Source organism: Micromonospora sp. DT43 (assembly GCF_049841645.1).
GTDB lineage: Bacteria > Actinomycetota > Actinomycetes > Mycobacteriales > Micromonosporaceae > Micromonospora.
In genome coordinates this window covers 185,192-199,857 of sequence record NZ_JBNCKR010000004.1, presented here as the reverse complement: position 1 = coordinate 199,857, position 14,666 = coordinate 185,192, and the positions used below count along the sequence as shown (strand labels likewise).

The window sequence follows — 14,666 nt, the reverse complement described above, 5'->3', positions numbered from 1 at the left end:
TCCGTTATGGCGGTGAATCTCTCGTTCATCCGGTCAGTTCCATGCGGGCGACCCGGTCGAGAGGTCCGCCAGGACCGATGGCAGGTCGGCCAGGGTGGACACTTCCGCGTCGGGGGTGAGCCCGTCCGGGCGGGGCAGCCCGTACCGGTTCAGCCACACCGATCGCAGGCCCGCCCGCCGGGGTGCCACCACGTCGTGCTCCCACGAGTCACCGACGTACACGATCTGCCCGGCCGGGGCCCCGGCGGCCTCGACCACCGCCACGTAGAACTCCGGGTCGGGCTTCTTGGGCAGGCCGTTCTCGTGCGCGTACAACTCGAAGGCGAATTCGCCGGCGAGCCCGCAGCGTTCGGCGCGGCTGTTGCCGTTGGTGGCGAAGCCCAGCGCGTACCGGGTGCGCAGCGCGGCAAGCGCCGGCGGGACGTCCGGGAAGGGCCGGGTGAGGGCGAAGCGGCGGGCGAAGAAGAGGGCGGCGATCTCGTCCAGGTGGTCGTCGAGGCCGGCGCGGGCCAGCGATCGGGCCAGCGCGGCGCGGCGGATCTCCAACACCGGGGCCGCGCTCAGCCTGCCGAACACCGCGTCCCAGTCGGATTCCAGCTCGGCGAGCGTCACGCCGGCCGCGGCGGGCGTACGGCGGCGCATCTCGTCGAGGACGGCCACCAGTCCGCCGGTCACCGCCGGCCGCAGGTCCAGCAGGGTCTCGTCGGCGTCGAACACCACGGTGGTCAGCATGGCGTCCACTCTCTCACCGGCTGCTGGCCGTCAACGCGGGCTCCGGGGTGGCGGCGGCGGGTGTGCCGCGCAGCTCGTCGAGGCGTACCAGGGCGACCCCGGCGACGATCAGCACGCCGCCGAAGAGCTGCCAGGCGGTCGGCAGTTCGTCGAGGAACAGCCAGGCGATCAGCACCGCGAACAGCACCTCGGTCAGCCCGACGAACGACGACAGCCGGGGGCCGAGGATCCGGGTGCCGGCGATGCCGGCCAGGTAGGCGATCACGGCGGCGACAAGGGTGAGCCCGACGATGGGCAGCAGCCAGGTGGTGCGGTGCCCGGCGAAGGTGACCTCGCCGAACGTCGCGCGCAGGGGCAGCACACCGGTCAGCCCGACGAGGAGCAGCACCGCGGCGCCGACGGCCATGCCGCCGCTGGCCATGGCGACCGAGGGGAGCCGGGGGTCGACCCGACCGGCGAGCACGAAGTAGCCGGCCAGGCCGAACGCGGCGCCCAGCCCCCACAGCAGACCGACGGGGTTGAAGCCGGCGGTGCCGGTGAGGTCCAGGACGAACGCCAGCCCGCACAGGGCGGCTGCCGAACCGGCCACGGTGAGCCGCCGGGGACGCTGGCCGTGCCGCAGCCACATCCAGACCACGACGAGGATGATGCCCAGGTACTCCAGCAGGAGCGCGATGCCGACCGGCAGGTAGCGCACCGCGTTGAAGAAGCACACCTGCGCCAGCGCCACCCCGAGCAGCCCGAACAGCACGACCGCCGCGCCGTTGCTGCGCAGCACGTGCCACCTGCCGCGCAGCGACAGCAGGGCGGGGATCGCCAGCACCAGGGCTGCCACGCCGACCCGGGCGATCACCGCGGCCTCGGCCGACCAGCCGGCCTCGATGAGCGACCGCGCGAAGGTGCCCGAGGTGGCGAACGTGACAGCGGAGAGCAGTGCCAGCGCGGCGCCGACGGCGGGTCGTGACTGCATCTCGGGCTCCTCGGGACGACACGGTGTCATGAGCAAACTATCCTTGTGCTCATGACGCTAGGCGGCCACCGTGACAGGAGTCAAGTTGCTGTTCGCTCATGACACTGAATGTTCGTTGACCGCCGCCACCGCGCTTGTCAACACCGCGGGCCGCGACGGCGAGCTGCTGCCCGACGTCGCCGCGCTGGACGCGTTCTTCGACAGGCACGCCTACAGCGGGCGGCACGAGCACACCGACGCCGAGCTGCGCGCCGTGCGGGAGCTGCGGCCCCGGCTGCGCCGAATCTGGCACGCCGAACCGGCCGAGATCGTCGCCATCGTCAACGCCCTGCTGTTGGAGCACCGGGCGATACCGCAGCTCATCGAGCACGACGACGAGCCGTACCACCTGCATGCCGTGCCCCGCGACGCGCCGCTGGCCACCCGCATGGCGGTGGAGGCGGCGATGGCCATCGCCGACCTGGTCCGGATGGGCGAGTTGAGCCGACTGCGGATCTGCGAGTACCCGGACTGCGACAACGTGGTCGTCGACCTGTCCCGCAACCGGTCGCGACGGTTCTGCGAGGCCGGCTGCGGCAACCGGGCGGCGGTGACCGCCTACCGCGCCCGCAGGGCCGCCGGCCGTTCCTGAGCGACGTCGGCCCGCAACTCGTACTCCACCTCGCCGTGCTCGGTACCCGGAATCGGGTCGTCGAACTGAAGGTGGAAGGTGCGCACGTGCCGCAGCCCCGCCTTCGCCAGCACCCGGCGGGACCGCTCGTTGACGGCCATCGTCTCGGCCCACACCCGACGCACGCCCACGACGTCGAAGGCGTACCGGACCAGCGCCCTCGACCCCTCGGTGGCCAGGCCACGCCCCCACGCCGAGCGGCGCAGCCGGTAGCCCAGCTCGGCCTCGGTGCCGTCCTCCGACGGGTCGAGCGCGAACCATCCCAGGAAGTCGCCGCCCGCCCGGTCGAGCGCCGCCCAGCGACCGAGCCCGGGATGCCGCTCGTACTGCGCCAGCAGCCTCGGCACCTGCTCGTCCCGCACGGTGGCGCGCGGGGTGGCGACGCCGCCGGTGAGGAACCGCATCACCTCGGGATCGCTGTCCAACTCGACCAACGCGTCCACATCGGCCGCCGTCAGCCGCCGCAACCGCAACCGCTCGGTCCCGGGAGGAACCAGGTCATCGCCACCCATGACCGGATCATCCCGCCACCCCGCTGACCCCGTCGAGCGGTTTACCACCCGCGACCGCCGTCGCGCGCCGGGCGGTCGCGTCAGCGCGGGGGCGCGACCACGAAGAGCCGCCAGGAGTACGCGTCGACCACCAGCACGGGCCCGTCCGAGTCCTTGCTGTCTCGCACCCCGACCACGTCCCCAAGATTCGTAGCCACCTCGACGCAGTTGGCGTCCTGATTGCTGCGGCTGCTTTTGCGCCAGCGAGCGCCGATCAACGCCACGACTCGGCCACCTCTCTCATGAATTCGATGGACGCCTGCGGAGGCAGGGCTTCGCCCAAGGTAACCTCCCAGACCCGCTGCAACCGCAACAGATCCCGCGGCTGATCCAGCTCCTGGCCGCGAACCTGACAGTCCAGATAGGCCACCTCGGTGCCGTCGGGTAGGGCCGCGAGCGCGAACTGCCCGCCGAGCCCCGGGTACTCCTCGGCGGATCGGGGCACCACGTGCAGCCGGACCCGGGGGTGCCCGGTGGCGATGCTCGCCAGGTGCAGCGCCTGGTCGTGCATCACCTTCCGTCCGCCCACCCGTCGTCGCAACACCGCCTCGTCCAGCACTGCAACGATCTGCGGCGCACTCTCGCTGTGCAGCACGTCCTGGCGATTCATCCGGTCGGCCAGTCGCCTGTCGACCTCGTCGGGAGCGAGTAGGCCGCCCGCCTCGAAGACCGCTCGCGCGTAGGCCTCCGTCTGGAAGAGCCCGGGCACGTAGCGAGGCTCGTACCACCGGAGGGTGCGCGCCTGCGCAAAGATCGCCTGCCAGCCGCGCAGCCAGGGCTGCGCTCGGTCCAGGCTGACCAGTTCGGTGGACATGCGGCCGAAGAGGCCGCCGGTGTCCAGGGCGCGGTCGACGAGTTCCAGGTACTTGGCGGTGGGCGCCTGTTGACCCAACTCGACCGCGCTGACCATCGACGGCGAGTAGTTCACCGCCTTGGCAAGCTCGTCCTGGCTCCAGCCCCGGCGAGCGCGCGCCCGGCGCAGCTCCGCGACCAGGAACGCCGCCGCCGTCATCTGTCCATCGGCCATGCCCTGCCGCCCTCCACCCCGCCGACGATCAACTCCAGCCGGCCGCCACCGACGTCAACGCCCGCGAACAGGGTGGCAACGACGACGAGACCAAACCCTTCCGACCGTAGTCGTCCGATCACCAGACTGTGAAGCGCGGCGCCGCTCCCCGCCCCCCGGGTCCGGCGATGTCGCACGGGACCGCCCGATCCCCCGTGCCGGGCGGTCCCACCCACCTACATCACGCCGTCCGACCACACCGCCCGACCACACCGATCCGCACCTCGATCCCGCGCGATCTTGGCCGCAGCGCGCCATCTGCGCGCGGGCTCGGCGAGCTCTTCGAGATCTTGGACAGTTTCCGTTAGCGGCTAACGGAAACTGTCCAAGATCTCGAAGGTCGAGGCGGATTGCGGCCGGTCCTGGCGCGATCGGCCACGATCTCAGTGACGTCGCAGCCGACGCGAGGCGGTCCGCGGGGTGATGACGCCAGAGGACTCAGCTCGAAAGGAACCCCACACCATGTCCCGGACCGCCCCGGACGACCGCGCGACGTTGCCTCGTCGACCGCACCTGCCGCTGCGTCCACTCTGGCTCTGCCGGGTCTGCGCCGGGCCTTGGCCGTGCGCAGTCGCGCGGCTCACCCTTCGGCAGGAGTACGCCCATGACCGGATCGCGTTGAGCATCTACCTGTGCACGGTCCTGCACGATGCGGCGGCGGACCTGTACCGGCTCAACCCGCACGACGGCCCGGACCCCGCAGCGCTCTACGTGCGCTTCCTCGGCTGGGCGGCACTGCCCGAACCCTGACGCTCAGCGCATGGCTAGCCGTTCCAGCAGGGCGGCGCTGCGGGCCAGCAACGCCCGCTCCTCGTCGGTGAGTTCGGCCTCGATGGCCTGGGCGAGCCAACCGGCCCGACGGTTGCGCTCCGCTTCCAGCGCGGCCCGACCCGCGTCCGACAGCTCGACAAGCGACTTGCGGCCGTCCGTGGGGTGCGCCCGGCGCGTGACCAGGTCCTGTTCCAGGAGCAGGCCCACCGCCCGGGCCATCGACTGAGGGCGTACGCGCTGGTCGGCGGCGAGGTCACTGGTGGTCATGGCGCCGTCGCGGTCGAGTGCGCCGAGCACGGCGATCTGACCGAGCGGGATGCGGTCCTCGTGCTTGACCCGCCGGGTGAGCTTGCCCATCGCGGTCCGCAGTTCGGCGGCGATGGCTGCGGCTTCCGAGGTGGGCACACGGCACTTTACCCCGTTCGTCAGCGCCGCTGGGCACCTGACCTGCACAGCAATGCTGTTCAGCGGGGCTGTTCAGCATGACTGAGCAGCATTGCTGTAGGGTTTGCCGCTGTCGGGCTCAGCGCCAGCGTTGTCGCAGCTGGGGCCACGGCACACGACAACGGAAAAGGACCTCCCATGTCCGCACACGCAGCCGCACACGCAACCGGCACCGTCACCGCCGCGATCGAGACCGTCATCGCCCGCCGCATCCTCGACAGCCGGGGCAACCCCACTGTCGAGGTCGACGTCAGATTGGCGGACGGGTCACTGGGCCGGGCCGCAGTCCCCTCGGGCGCCTCCACCGGGGCCCGGGAGGCCGTCGAACTGCGCGACGGTGACCCCACGCGCTGGCACGGCAAGGGCGTCGACCGCGCGGTGGCAAACGTCAACGGGGAGATCGCGACGGCCGTGGGCGGCCGGGACGCGGCCGACCAGGCGGGTCTGGACGCCGCGCTGATCGCCCTCGACGGCACCGCCACGAAGTCCCGGCTCGGCGCCAACGCGATCCTCGGCGTCTCCCTCGCCGTCGCCAAGGCCGCCGCGGCGGCCCACGGCCAGCCCCTCTACCGCTACCTCGGCGGCGCGGACGCCCACCTGCTGCCGCTGCCGATGATGAACATCGTCAACGGCGGCGCCCACGCCGACAACCCGCTCGACTTCCAGGAGTTCATGATCGTGCCGGTGGGCGCGGACACGTTCGCCGAAGCCGTCCGGATGGGCAGCGAGGTCTTCCACACCCTGCGCCGCGATCTGCTGGCCGCCGGGCACTCCACAGGCGTGGGCGACGAGGGTGGGTTCGCGCCCGAGCTGCGTACCGCCGAGGAGGCCCTCGACTTCGTGCTGAGGGCAATCGAGGGCGCCGGCTACCGCCCCGGCACGGACATCGGCCTGGTCATGGACCCGGCGTCATCGGAGTTCTTCCGTGACGGCGTGTACGACTACGCGGGCGAGGGAGTGCGCCGCACCCCCGCCGAGCACGCCGACTACCTGGCCACGCTCATCGACGCCTACCCGATCGTCTCCATCGAGGACCCGATGGCGGAGGACGACCTGGACGGCTGGCGCGAGCTGACCGCCCGCGTCGGTGACCGCTGCCAGCTCACCGGTGACGACGTGTTCTGCACCAACGAGACGCTGCTTCGCGACGGCATCCGCACCGGCGTCGGCAACTCGGTCCTGGTCAAGGTCAACCAGATCGGCACGCTGACCGAGGCGCTGGCCACGGTGGCGACGGCCCACCGGGCGGGCTGGACGGTCGTCATGTCGCACCGCTCCGGCGAGACGGAGGACACCACAATCGCGGATCTGGCGGTGGCCACCGGCTGCGGTCAGCTCAAGACCGGCTCGCTGTCGCGCTCGGACCGGACGGCGAAGTACAACCAGCTGATCCGGATCGAGGAGGAACTGGGCGACTCGGCGCGCTTCGCGGGCCGCTCCGCGCTGCGCAGGGCGTGAACACCGCCCGGCGCGGGTCAGGGGTGGGTCATCCGGAGCAGGTCGAGCACCTCGTCGAGCTGGGTCTCGGTGAGCTTGCCCGAGTCGACGTGACCTCGGGAGATCACGACCTCCCGGATGGAAGCCTGCTTGGCCAGCGCCTCCTTGGCGATCGAGGCGGCCTCGTCGTACCCGAGGTAGCGGTTCAGCGGGGTGACGATCGACGGCGAGCCCTCGGCGTACGCCAGGCAGACCTCGGCGTCCGCGACCAGGCCGGCCACCAGGCGGTCGGCGAACAGCCGACTCGCCGCGGCCAGCAGCCGGATCGACTCAAGCAGGTTGCGACCCATCACCGGCAGCATGACGTTCAGCTCGAAGTCGCCCTGCGAGCCGGCGAACCCGACCGTCGCGTCGTTGCCGATCACCTGCGCGCAGACCTGCCGCATCGCCTCGGCCGCCACCGGGTTGACCTTGCCCGGCATGATCGACGAGCCGGGCTGGAGGTCGGGGATGCGCAGCTCCCGCAGGCCGGCACGGGGGCCGGAGCCCATCCAGCGGATGTCGTTGGCGACCTTGTAGAGACCCACGGCGATGGTCCGTAGCTGCCCCGAGGTCTCCACGAGCGCGTCGCGGGCGCCCTGCGCCTCGAAGTGGTTGCGGGCCTCGGACAGCGGCAGCCCGGTCGACTCGCGCAGCCTGCCGATCACGGCGGCGGCGAAGCCGAGCGGCGTGTTGATCCCGGTGCCCACGGCCGTGCCGCCCAGCGGCAGCTCGGCCAGCCGGGGCAGCGACCCCTCCAACCGCTCGATGCCGTAGCGGATCTGGGCGGCGTACCCGCCGAACTCCTGGCCGAGGGTGACAGGCGTGGCGTCCATCAGGTGGGTACGCCCCGCCTTCACCACCGTCTCGAACTCGGCGGCCTTGCCCTCCAGCGCCTCGGCGAGGTGGGTCAGCGACGGCAGCAGATCCTCCGCGATGAACTGCGTGGCTGCCAGGTGGATCGAGGACGGGAACACGTCGTTGCTGGACTGGGAGGCGTTGACGTGGTCGTTCGGGTGCACCGGCGAACCCAGTTCCCGGCTCGCCAGGGTCGCGATCACCTCGTTGGCGTTCATGTTGGACGACGTGCCGGAACCGGTCTGGAACACGTCGACCGGGAACTGGTCGTCGTAGCCGCCGTCGGCCACGTGCGCGGCGGCGGCGGCGATCGCCGTGGCCACGTTGGCGTCGATCACACCCAACTCGCCGTTGACCTCTGCCGCCGCGCCCTTGATCTGCGCGAGCGCCTTGATCTGGGCCGGTTCGATGCCTCGGCCGGAGATCGGGAAGTTCTGCACCGCGCGCTGGGTCTGCGCCCGCCACAGCGCCTCGGCGGGCACCTCCACCTCGCCCATCGAGTCGCGTTCGATCCGGTAACCGGTCGCCTCTGGAGTCGTCACGCGTACCATCCTGCCGCGCCCGTGGCCGACTCGCAGATGATCCGTCAGCCCAACTCGGCGAGCAGCCGCTCCACCTCGTGCCGGTCCGGAACGTCGAGCTGCCGGAGTAGAGACAACGCCCGGGTCAGGTGCAGCCGGGCGGAGGCGGGGTCGGTCTTTCGTACACAGCGGGCGATGCCCTGAAGCGCCACCGCCTGCTCGTAGCGCCCACCCAGCCGGCCGGCGTCGACGAGCACCCGGCGATACAGGTCGAGCGCGCTGGCGGCGTCTCCCTGCTCCGCCACGGCCAGGGCCAGCAGGTTACGGGAAGCGCACTGACCGATCCGGTCGCCGGCGTCCATCATCGCCATCAGGGCGTCCCGGTGCAGGGCGGCGGCACGTTCCGGCTTGCCGGCGTTGCGCTCCATCACGCCGATCTCGTTGAGCACCTCACCCTCGCCGAATCGATGGCGCGCCTTGCGCCTCAGGTACAGCGCAAGCCGCAGAATTCGACGAGCCGGGCCCAGATCGCCGAGCCGGTGACGAATCATGCCGAGGTGCCCGAACGCGTGTGCGATCTGCGCCATGTCCCCGGCCTGTCGAGCAAGTATGAGGTGCTGCCGGGCGATGGGCAGCGCCTCGGTGTACCGGCCCCACCCGATCAGCCCACAACACAGGTTGTTCAGCAGGTTTGTCAGTTCGTCACCGTCACCCTGACCATTGATCATGTCGAGTGCCTCGTCGAACTTCGCCTTGCCCTGGCGATAGTCGCCGTTCGCGGAGTACGAGAGACCCAGATTCCACAGCGTGCTGAGCACGTCGCCACGCAGCCCGTGCCGGCGGCGCAGGTCGAGTGCCACCTCCATCGCCCTGATCGCCTCCGGGAAGCGGGCCAGCCGGAAGTACGCCGAGGCGAGGTAGTTGAGCATTGCGGCCACCGCCGCCTCGTCGCCCAGCCGTTCGGCCGCTCGGTGACCGATCGTGTGGGTCTCGACCAGCTCGTCGAGGTGCCCACCGTCGAAGTTGAGCCGCCAACAGGCCCGGGCCAGCTGCCAGCACTGAGTCGGGAAGCCCTCCTCCTCGGCGACCCGGACCAGAGCGGTGAGCCCGGCGTGGTTGTCCTCGAACCACGCCCGCCCCTCAGCGACCGGGACGGCCAGTAGGTCGGGCCGGCCGGGTGTATGCGCGGGGAGGTTGCGGCGGCTGCCCGCCGCCTCGGTCGTCCGGGCGATCGCCAACGTGACGGAGAGGTGGTAATCGAGCAGCCGCTCGAGCGCGGCTTGACGCTCAGCCTGACGCTTCGGGGCGGCGAGCAGCAGCTGAGCGTACTCGCGCAGCAGATCGTGCAACCGGTACCGGCCGGGCTGCGCCTCCTCCACCAGATGCGCGTCGACCAGCTCGTCCAGCACGTCCTGGGTGTCGGCCAGGGGCAGTTCCGCGAAGGCGGCGGCCACCCGACTGTCCAGCCGTCCGCCGGGGTGCAGGCCGAGGAGCGGAAACAGCCGCTGCGCCTGCGGGGAGACCTGCGCGTACGACAGCGCGAACGCCTGCCCCACCGAGCGCTGACCGGCGGTCAGCTCGGCCAACGCGCCCGCCCCGGCGAGCAGCCGCTCGGCGAGGTCGGCGACCCGCCAGCGGGGCCGGTGCGCCAGACGGGCGCCAGCCAACCGGATCGCGAGCGGCAGGTGACCACAGCGCCGCGCCACCTCGGCTGCCGCCTCCGGTTCGGCGGCGATCCGCTCCGCGCCAGCCACCCGTCCAAGCAGCTCGATTGCCTCGTCGGCGTCCAGCACGGGCAGCGACGAAGGGCGGCCCTCGTCGAGCCCGACCAGTCGGCGACGACTGGTGATCAACACCAGACAGTGCGAGCCGTTGGGTAGCAGCGGTGTCACCTGATCGGCGGTGGCCGCGTTGTCCAGCACCAGCAGGGCACGCCGGCCGGCCAGCTCGGTGCGCCAGAGCGCCAGCCGGTCGTCCGTGTCCTCCGGTATCCGCTCGGCCGGTACGCCCAGCTGGCGCAGCAGGGTCGCCACGGCCGTGGTCGGCGCCAGGGGCCGGCGCTCACTGTGCCCGTGCAGGTCGATGAAGAGCTGGGCATCCGGGTAGCGGTCGGCAAGAGCGGTGGCGACGTGCACCGCGAGCGTCGTCTTGCCGCTGCCGGCCATGCCGTCGATGACCTGGATCCGGGTGCCGTCCTCCTCGATCTCCTTGACCAGTCGGGCCACCGTGTTCTGCCGACCGGTGAAGTCGCCGATCGCCCGGGGCAGGGAGCGGACCGGCGCGATCGGCCGCGGCTCCCGGCCGGCCAGGGCCAGGTCGCCGGCGAGTACGCGCTGGTGCAGCGCCTGCAACTCGGCGCCTGGTTCGATGCCCAGTTCGTCGGCATGTATCCGCCGGCCCTCGCGGTAGACGGCGAGCGCGTCGGCCTGCCGACCGACCGAGGACAACGCCAGCATCAGTTGGCCGCGCAGACGCTCCCGCAGCGGATGCTGGTCGACGCTCTCGGTCAGCTCCTCGATCAGCTCCGCGGCCCGACCGAGGCGCAGCTCGACGTCGACGCACTCCTCCAGAGCGCTGAGGCGCTGCTCGTCGAGCGTCTGTGCCCGCCGGCGGACGCTGTGGCTCGGGATACCACCGAGCGCGGGTCCCCGCCACAGTGCCAGGGCAGCGCGGAATCGCTCACCCGCCTCGGCCAGTCGGCCGGCCGTGAAGGCGGCGCGGGCCGTCTCCACCGTACGGGCGAAGACCTCGGCGTCCAGGTCGTTCGGGGGGATGCGGACGCCGTACCCGGCCGGGTCGGTGACGATGATGTCAGGGGCGAGCCCCAGCTCGGAGAATCGGCGGCGCAACCGTGACACACAGGTCTGCAACTGTGCCCGGGCGGTGGCGGGCGGCTGTTCCTCCCACACCGCGTCCACCAGCTCGTCGACTGGCACCAGCCGGCCGGAGCGCAGCAGCAGCATGGCGAGCACGATCCGGTCGCGACCGGCGGTGACGGTGGACTCGCCACCGCCGACGCGCAGAGGCCCCAGGATCCCGAACCGCATCTGCTCCCCCGTGTTGATGCCACAACGTCCAGCAGCGTAGCCCGGCCGTCACGGATTGCGGCATTGCGGTGATAGTGATCTGAGAGTGGATCGAGTGTGGCCCATCGCAGACTTGTTCCAGGTTGCCGGTGACGACATCCGACGGGGGCGGTGCGACCGTCCCATCCCCAGCGGGGGCGGGCGTACCGATGTCGGTGGAGGTATTACCGACGCAAGGGGCGCCAGGCGAAAGCCTGGCGCCCCTTGGCGTGCGTAACGGCCGGTCAGCGGCGGCCGACGGTGAGCACCGGCTTGGTGACCTCGGCGAAGAAGTCGTTGCCCTTGTCGTCGACGACGATGAAGGCGGGGAAATCCTCCACCTCGATCTTCCAGACCGCCTCCATGCCCAGCTCCGGATATTCGAGCACCTCGACGTGCTTGATGCAGTCCTGGGCGAGGCGGGCGGCGGGGCCGCCGATCGAGCCGAGGTAGAAGCCGCCGTGCTGCTGGCAGGAGCGGGTCACCTGACCCGACCGGTTGCCCTTGGCCAGCATCACCTGCGAACCACCGGCGGCCTGGAACTTCTCCACGTACGCGTCCATCCGGCCGGCGGTGGTAGGGCCGAACGAGCCGGACGCGTACCCCTCGGGGGTCTTCGCCGGGCCGGCGTAGTAGACGGCGTGGTCGCGCAGGTACTGCGGCATCGGCTCGCCCGCGTCCAACCGCTCGGCGATCTTGGCGTGGGCGATGTCGCGGGCCACCACCAGCGGGCCGGACAGCGACAGTCGGGTCTTCACCGGGTACTTGGACAGCTCGGCGCGGATCTCGTCCATCGGCCGGTTCAGATCGACCCGGACGACCATCTCGGCGTCGAGCGCGTCGTCGGTGACGTCGGGCAGGAACCGCGCGGGGTCGGTCTCCAGTCGCTCCAGCCAGACGCCCGACGGGGTGATCTTGGCGACGGCCTGCCGGTCGGCCGAGCAGGAGACGGCGATCGCCACCGGGCACGAGGCGCCGTGCCGGGGCAGCCGGACCACCCGCACGTCGTGGCAGAAGTACCTGCCGCCGAACTGCGCGCCGATGCCGAAGTTGCGGGTCAGCTCCAGCACCTCCGCCTCCAGCTCCAGGTCCCGGAAGCCGTGCGCGCTCATCGACCCGGAGGTGGGCAGCGCGTCGAGGTACTTGGCGCTGGCGTACTTCGCGGTCTTCAGCGCGTACTCGGCGGAGGTGCCGCCGATGACGATGGCCAGGTGGTACGGCGGGCAGGCGGCCGTGCCGATCAGCCGCAGCTTCTCCTCCAGGAACTGCATCATCCGCGTCGGGTTGAGCAGTGCCTTCGTCTCCTGGTAGAGGTACGACTTGTTGGCCGAGCCGCCCCCCTTGGCCATGAACAGGAACTTGTACGCGTCCGGGTGCCCGTCCGGGTCCTCGGCGTACAGCTCCACCTGGGCCGGCAGGTTGCTGCCGGTGTTCCGCTCGTCCCACATGGTCAGCGGGGCGAGCTGGGAGTAGCGCAGGTTGAGCTTGGTGTACGCCTGGTAGACGCCCCGGGAGATGGCCTCGGCGTCGCCGCCGTCGGTAAGCACGTGCCGGCCGCGCTTGCCCATCACGATCGCGGTGCCGGTGTCCTGGCACATCGGCAGCACCCCGCCGGCGGCGATGTTGGCGTTGCGCAGCAGGTCCAGCGCGACGAACCGGTCGTTCGGCGACGCGGCCGGATCGTCGATGATCGCCCGGAGCTGGGCCAGGTGCGCCGGGCGCAGGAAGTGCGCGATGTCGTGCATCGCCTCGGCGGTCAGCGCGGTGAGCGCGGCCGGCTCCACGGTGAGGAAACGGCGGCCCCCCGGGCCGTGTACGACGTCCACGCCCTCGTCGGTGACCAGGCGATAGTCCGTCTGGTCGGGACCGGTCGGCAGCAGGGGAGCGTACGAGAATGCGGCGGCACTGCTCATGAGCGGCAAGCCTAGGGCAGACCGGTCGATCATTCCCACCCGCCGGGCTGGGTCTGGGACGCCGCTCTCATCCGCCCGCCCCGCAGCGCTCCGGTGGCCGCCCGCTCAGCCGTCCTTGCCGCCGTCGGGATCGGGGCAGAGTTCGTTCTTCGGCCCGCAGCCGTCGTCGCCGTCGTCGTTGCCCGATCCGGGGCCGGTGCCGCCGGGGCCGGGGTTGCCACCGTCGCCGGGCGGCGGGACGGGGGTGCCTCCGGTGGCGCCCCAGCGGACGTACCCGATCTCCCGGCCCTCGCCGATGATCATGCCTTGCGACCCGACCGCGAGGGCGTTCGCGGAGGTCCGCAGCACGGCCAGCTCCCGGCCGGTACGCGGTTCCACGGCCACCAACCGGGACGGCTTCTCGTCGGCGAGCACCGCCGCGTACGGGGTGAGCGCGGCACCGGCCTTGGCACTGGCGGGGCGGGTCCACCGCACCCGGTCCGCGCCGAGTTCACGCGACACCACCGAGCGCTTGTCCGCGGAGCGGAACACCGCGTAGCGGTCGTCGACAGCGACGAGCTTGGTGCTGGCCTCGCCGACCCAGAGCAGCCGCCCGTCGTACCCGTCGATGACCGCCTCGCGGCCGTCCGGGCCGACCCCGATCAGCACGTTGCGCGCTCCCTGCGGGTCCTCGCGCTGGACGCAGCCGGCGGTGTCGGCGGTACGCAGGTTGACCCCGGCCCGCTGCCACGCCTCCTGCCCGGTCGCCGGGTCCCGCGCCGAGATGGCGAAGTAGCAGGTGCCGTCCTGGGAGCGGGCGGCGATCCGCAGCATCCGACCGCCCACCACGGAGAGCCGCTCGTCCCGACCCGGCTCGACGTTCTGCAGCACCCGGCCGGTGGCGGTGTCGACGACGTGCACCCGACCGTCGACCGGGAAGCCGAGCAGCGGGGGCACCGGCTCGGGGCCGGCCAACCCGTCGTCGATGCGGGTGGAGGTGAGTCGGCGGGTGCCGCGCAGGCCCGGGTTGTCGGCGAGCAGGCCGCTGTGCACGCCGGGTAGGAAGGCCGTCCACAGTGGCGTGGTGCCGCGCGGGTCCCACGCGCTCAGGGTGCAGTCGGTGGCGTCCGTGCAGCGGGCGTCCAGCAGCAGATTGCGGTACGTCCACACGGCCACGGCGTCGTCGTCGCGCCGACGGGTCGCACCGGTGGTCGGGTCGAGCAGCTCGTACCCCTTGACGAGGAGCTTGCCCACGGCGACGACCGCGTCGCGGTCGCCGCCCGCGACCGCCGACCAGTCCGCCTTGCGTTCCCAGAGCTGGGTGCCGGTGGCCAGGCTGCGGGCCTCCACCCGGGTGCGCTGCTCGACCACCACGGCGTCGCCGGCGATTGTCACGCTGCGCGGGGTGCCGCCGACCCGCTGCTGCCAGACCACGTCCGGCTCGGAGATGGGTTCGCTGCGGTCCACCCACTCCCACAGGCCGGGGAACGGATTCCACACGCCTGTGGCGGCGAGCGCGACGACCACGGCGAGGCCGAGCAGCAGCCCACCGCGCACGCTCCCCTTCGCCACCCGCACACCGTAGCCACGTTCACGGATCATCCGTACGCCCCGCGCCGCCGTGTCGCCGCGCTTTCTGGGCTCGGAGGT

General features: G+C 71.7%; 13 protein-coding genes. 3 read left to right on the top strand and 10 right to left on the bottom strand.

Annotated features, from left to right (window positions below):
- Nucleotides 1–33 precede the first annotated feature (33 nt).
- Together ACLQ26_RS12450 and ACLQ26_RS12445 are read right to left on the bottom strand one after the other, a co-directional pair.
- Nucleotides 34–732, bottom strand: coding sequence for an HAD family hydrolase (locus ACLQ26_RS12450; RefSeq protein ID WP_425744554.1), 699 nt, complete (start codon nt 730–732; stop codon nt 34–36).
- Nucleotides 733–745: 13 nt separating this feature from the next.
- Nucleotides 746–1,702: an EamA family transporter gene (locus ACLQ26_RS12445; protein WP_425744553.1), complete on the bottom strand. Its 957-nt coding sequence runs from the start codon at nt 1,700–1,702 to the stop codon at nt 746–748.
- Between the two features lie 85 nt (nt 1,703–1,787).
- Here ACLQ26_RS12445 and ACLQ26_RS12440 point away from each other — a divergent pair, with 85 nt between their 5' ends.
- Nucleotides 1,788–2,333 (top strand): CGNR zinc finger domain-containing protein, encoded by a 546-nt coding sequence (locus ACLQ26_RS12440; RefSeq protein WP_425744552.1) that lies wholly within the window; start codon nt 1,788–1,790, stop codon nt 2,331–2,333.
- Here ACLQ26_RS12440 and ACLQ26_RS12435 read toward each other — a convergent pair.
- The 3 genes from ACLQ26_RS12435 to ACLQ26_RS12425 form a co-directional block, all read right to left on the bottom strand.
- Entirely contained in the window at nt 2,300–2,884 is a 585-nt protein-coding gene (locus ACLQ26_RS12435) for a GNAT family N-acetyltransferase (RefSeq protein WP_425744551.1), read from the bottom strand. The genes ACLQ26_RS12440 and ACLQ26_RS12435 overlap by 34 nt on opposite strands.
- Before the next feature lie 80 nt (nt 2,885–2,964).
- Nucleotides 2,965–3,147 (bottom strand): DUF397 domain-containing protein, encoded by a 183-nt coding sequence (locus ACLQ26_RS12430; protein ID WP_358150844.1) that lies wholly within the window; start codon nt 3,145–3,147, stop codon nt 2,965–2,967.
- On the bottom strand, nt 3,138–3,950 hold the full coding sequence (locus ACLQ26_RS12425) for a helix-turn-helix domain-containing protein (RefSeq protein ID WP_425744550.1): 813 nt from the start codon (nt 3,948–3,950) through the stop codon (nt 3,138–3,140). Before ACLQ26_RS12425 ends, ACLQ26_RS12430 begins: the two co-directional genes overlap by 10 nt.
- 501 nt (nt 3,951–4,451) lie before the next feature.
- On the opposite strand from ACLQ26_RS12425, the gene ACLQ26_RS12420 reads away from it, so the two are divergent.
- Nucleotides 4,452–4,739, top strand: coding sequence for a hypothetical protein (locus ACLQ26_RS12420; RefSeq protein ID WP_425744549.1), 288 nt, complete (start codon nt 4,452–4,454; stop codon nt 4,737–4,739).
- A gap of 3 nt (nt 4,740–4,742) precedes the next feature.
- Here ACLQ26_RS12420 and ACLQ26_RS12415 read toward each other — a convergent pair whose 3' ends face one another.
- Nucleotides 4,743–5,165, bottom strand: a complete 423-nt coding sequence (locus tag ACLQ26_RS12415) for a MarR family winged helix-turn-helix transcriptional regulator (protein WP_393297668.1) — start codon at nt 5,163–5,165, stop codon at nt 4,743–4,745.
- Between the two features lie 177 nt (nt 5,166–5,342).
- On the opposite strand from ACLQ26_RS12415, the gene eno reads away from it, so the two are divergent.
- On the top strand, nt 5,343–6,662 hold the full coding sequence (gene eno, locus ACLQ26_RS12410; RefSeq protein ID WP_425744548.1) for a phosphopyruvate hydratase: 1,320 nt from the start codon (nt 5,343–5,345) through the stop codon (nt 6,660–6,662).
- A gap of 17 nt (nt 6,663–6,679) precedes the next feature.
- On the opposite strand, the gene ACLQ26_RS12405 is transcribed toward eno, so the two are convergent.
- The 4 genes from ACLQ26_RS12405 to ACLQ26_RS12390 all read right to left on the bottom strand — a co-directional run bounded on the left by ACLQ26_RS12405 (nt 6,680) and on the right by ACLQ26_RS12390 (nt 14,618).
- The gene (locus ACLQ26_RS12405) at nt 6,680–8,089 is read right to left on the bottom strand and encodes a class II fumarate hydratase (protein ID WP_425744547.1); all 1,410 of its coding nucleotides are present in this window, start codon (nt 8,087–8,089) and stop codon (nt 6,680–6,682) included.
- A gap of 35 nt (nt 8,090–8,124) precedes the next feature.
- Nucleotides 8,125–11,106 carry a BTAD domain-containing putative transcriptional regulator gene (locus ACLQ26_RS12400; RefSeq protein ID WP_425744546.1) on the bottom strand — a complete coding sequence of 994 codons (2,982 nt, stop codon included), beginning with the start codon at nt 11,104–11,106 and terminating at the stop codon, nt 8,125–8,127.
- 263 nt (nt 11,107–11,369) lie between these two features.
- The gene (locus ACLQ26_RS12395) at nt 11,370–13,037 is read right to left on the bottom strand and encodes a fumarate hydratase (protein ID WP_425744545.1); all 1,668 of its coding nucleotides are present in this window, start codon (nt 13,035–13,037) and stop codon (nt 11,370–11,372) included.
- 105 nt (nt 13,038–13,142) lie between these two features.
- Complete coding sequence (locus ACLQ26_RS12390) at nt 13,143–14,618, bottom strand: PQQ-binding-like beta-propeller repeat protein (protein ID WP_425744544.1); 1,476 nt, start codon at nt 14,616–14,618, stop codon at nt 13,143–13,145.
- Between the last annotated feature and the right edge of the window lie 48 nt (nt 14,619–14,666).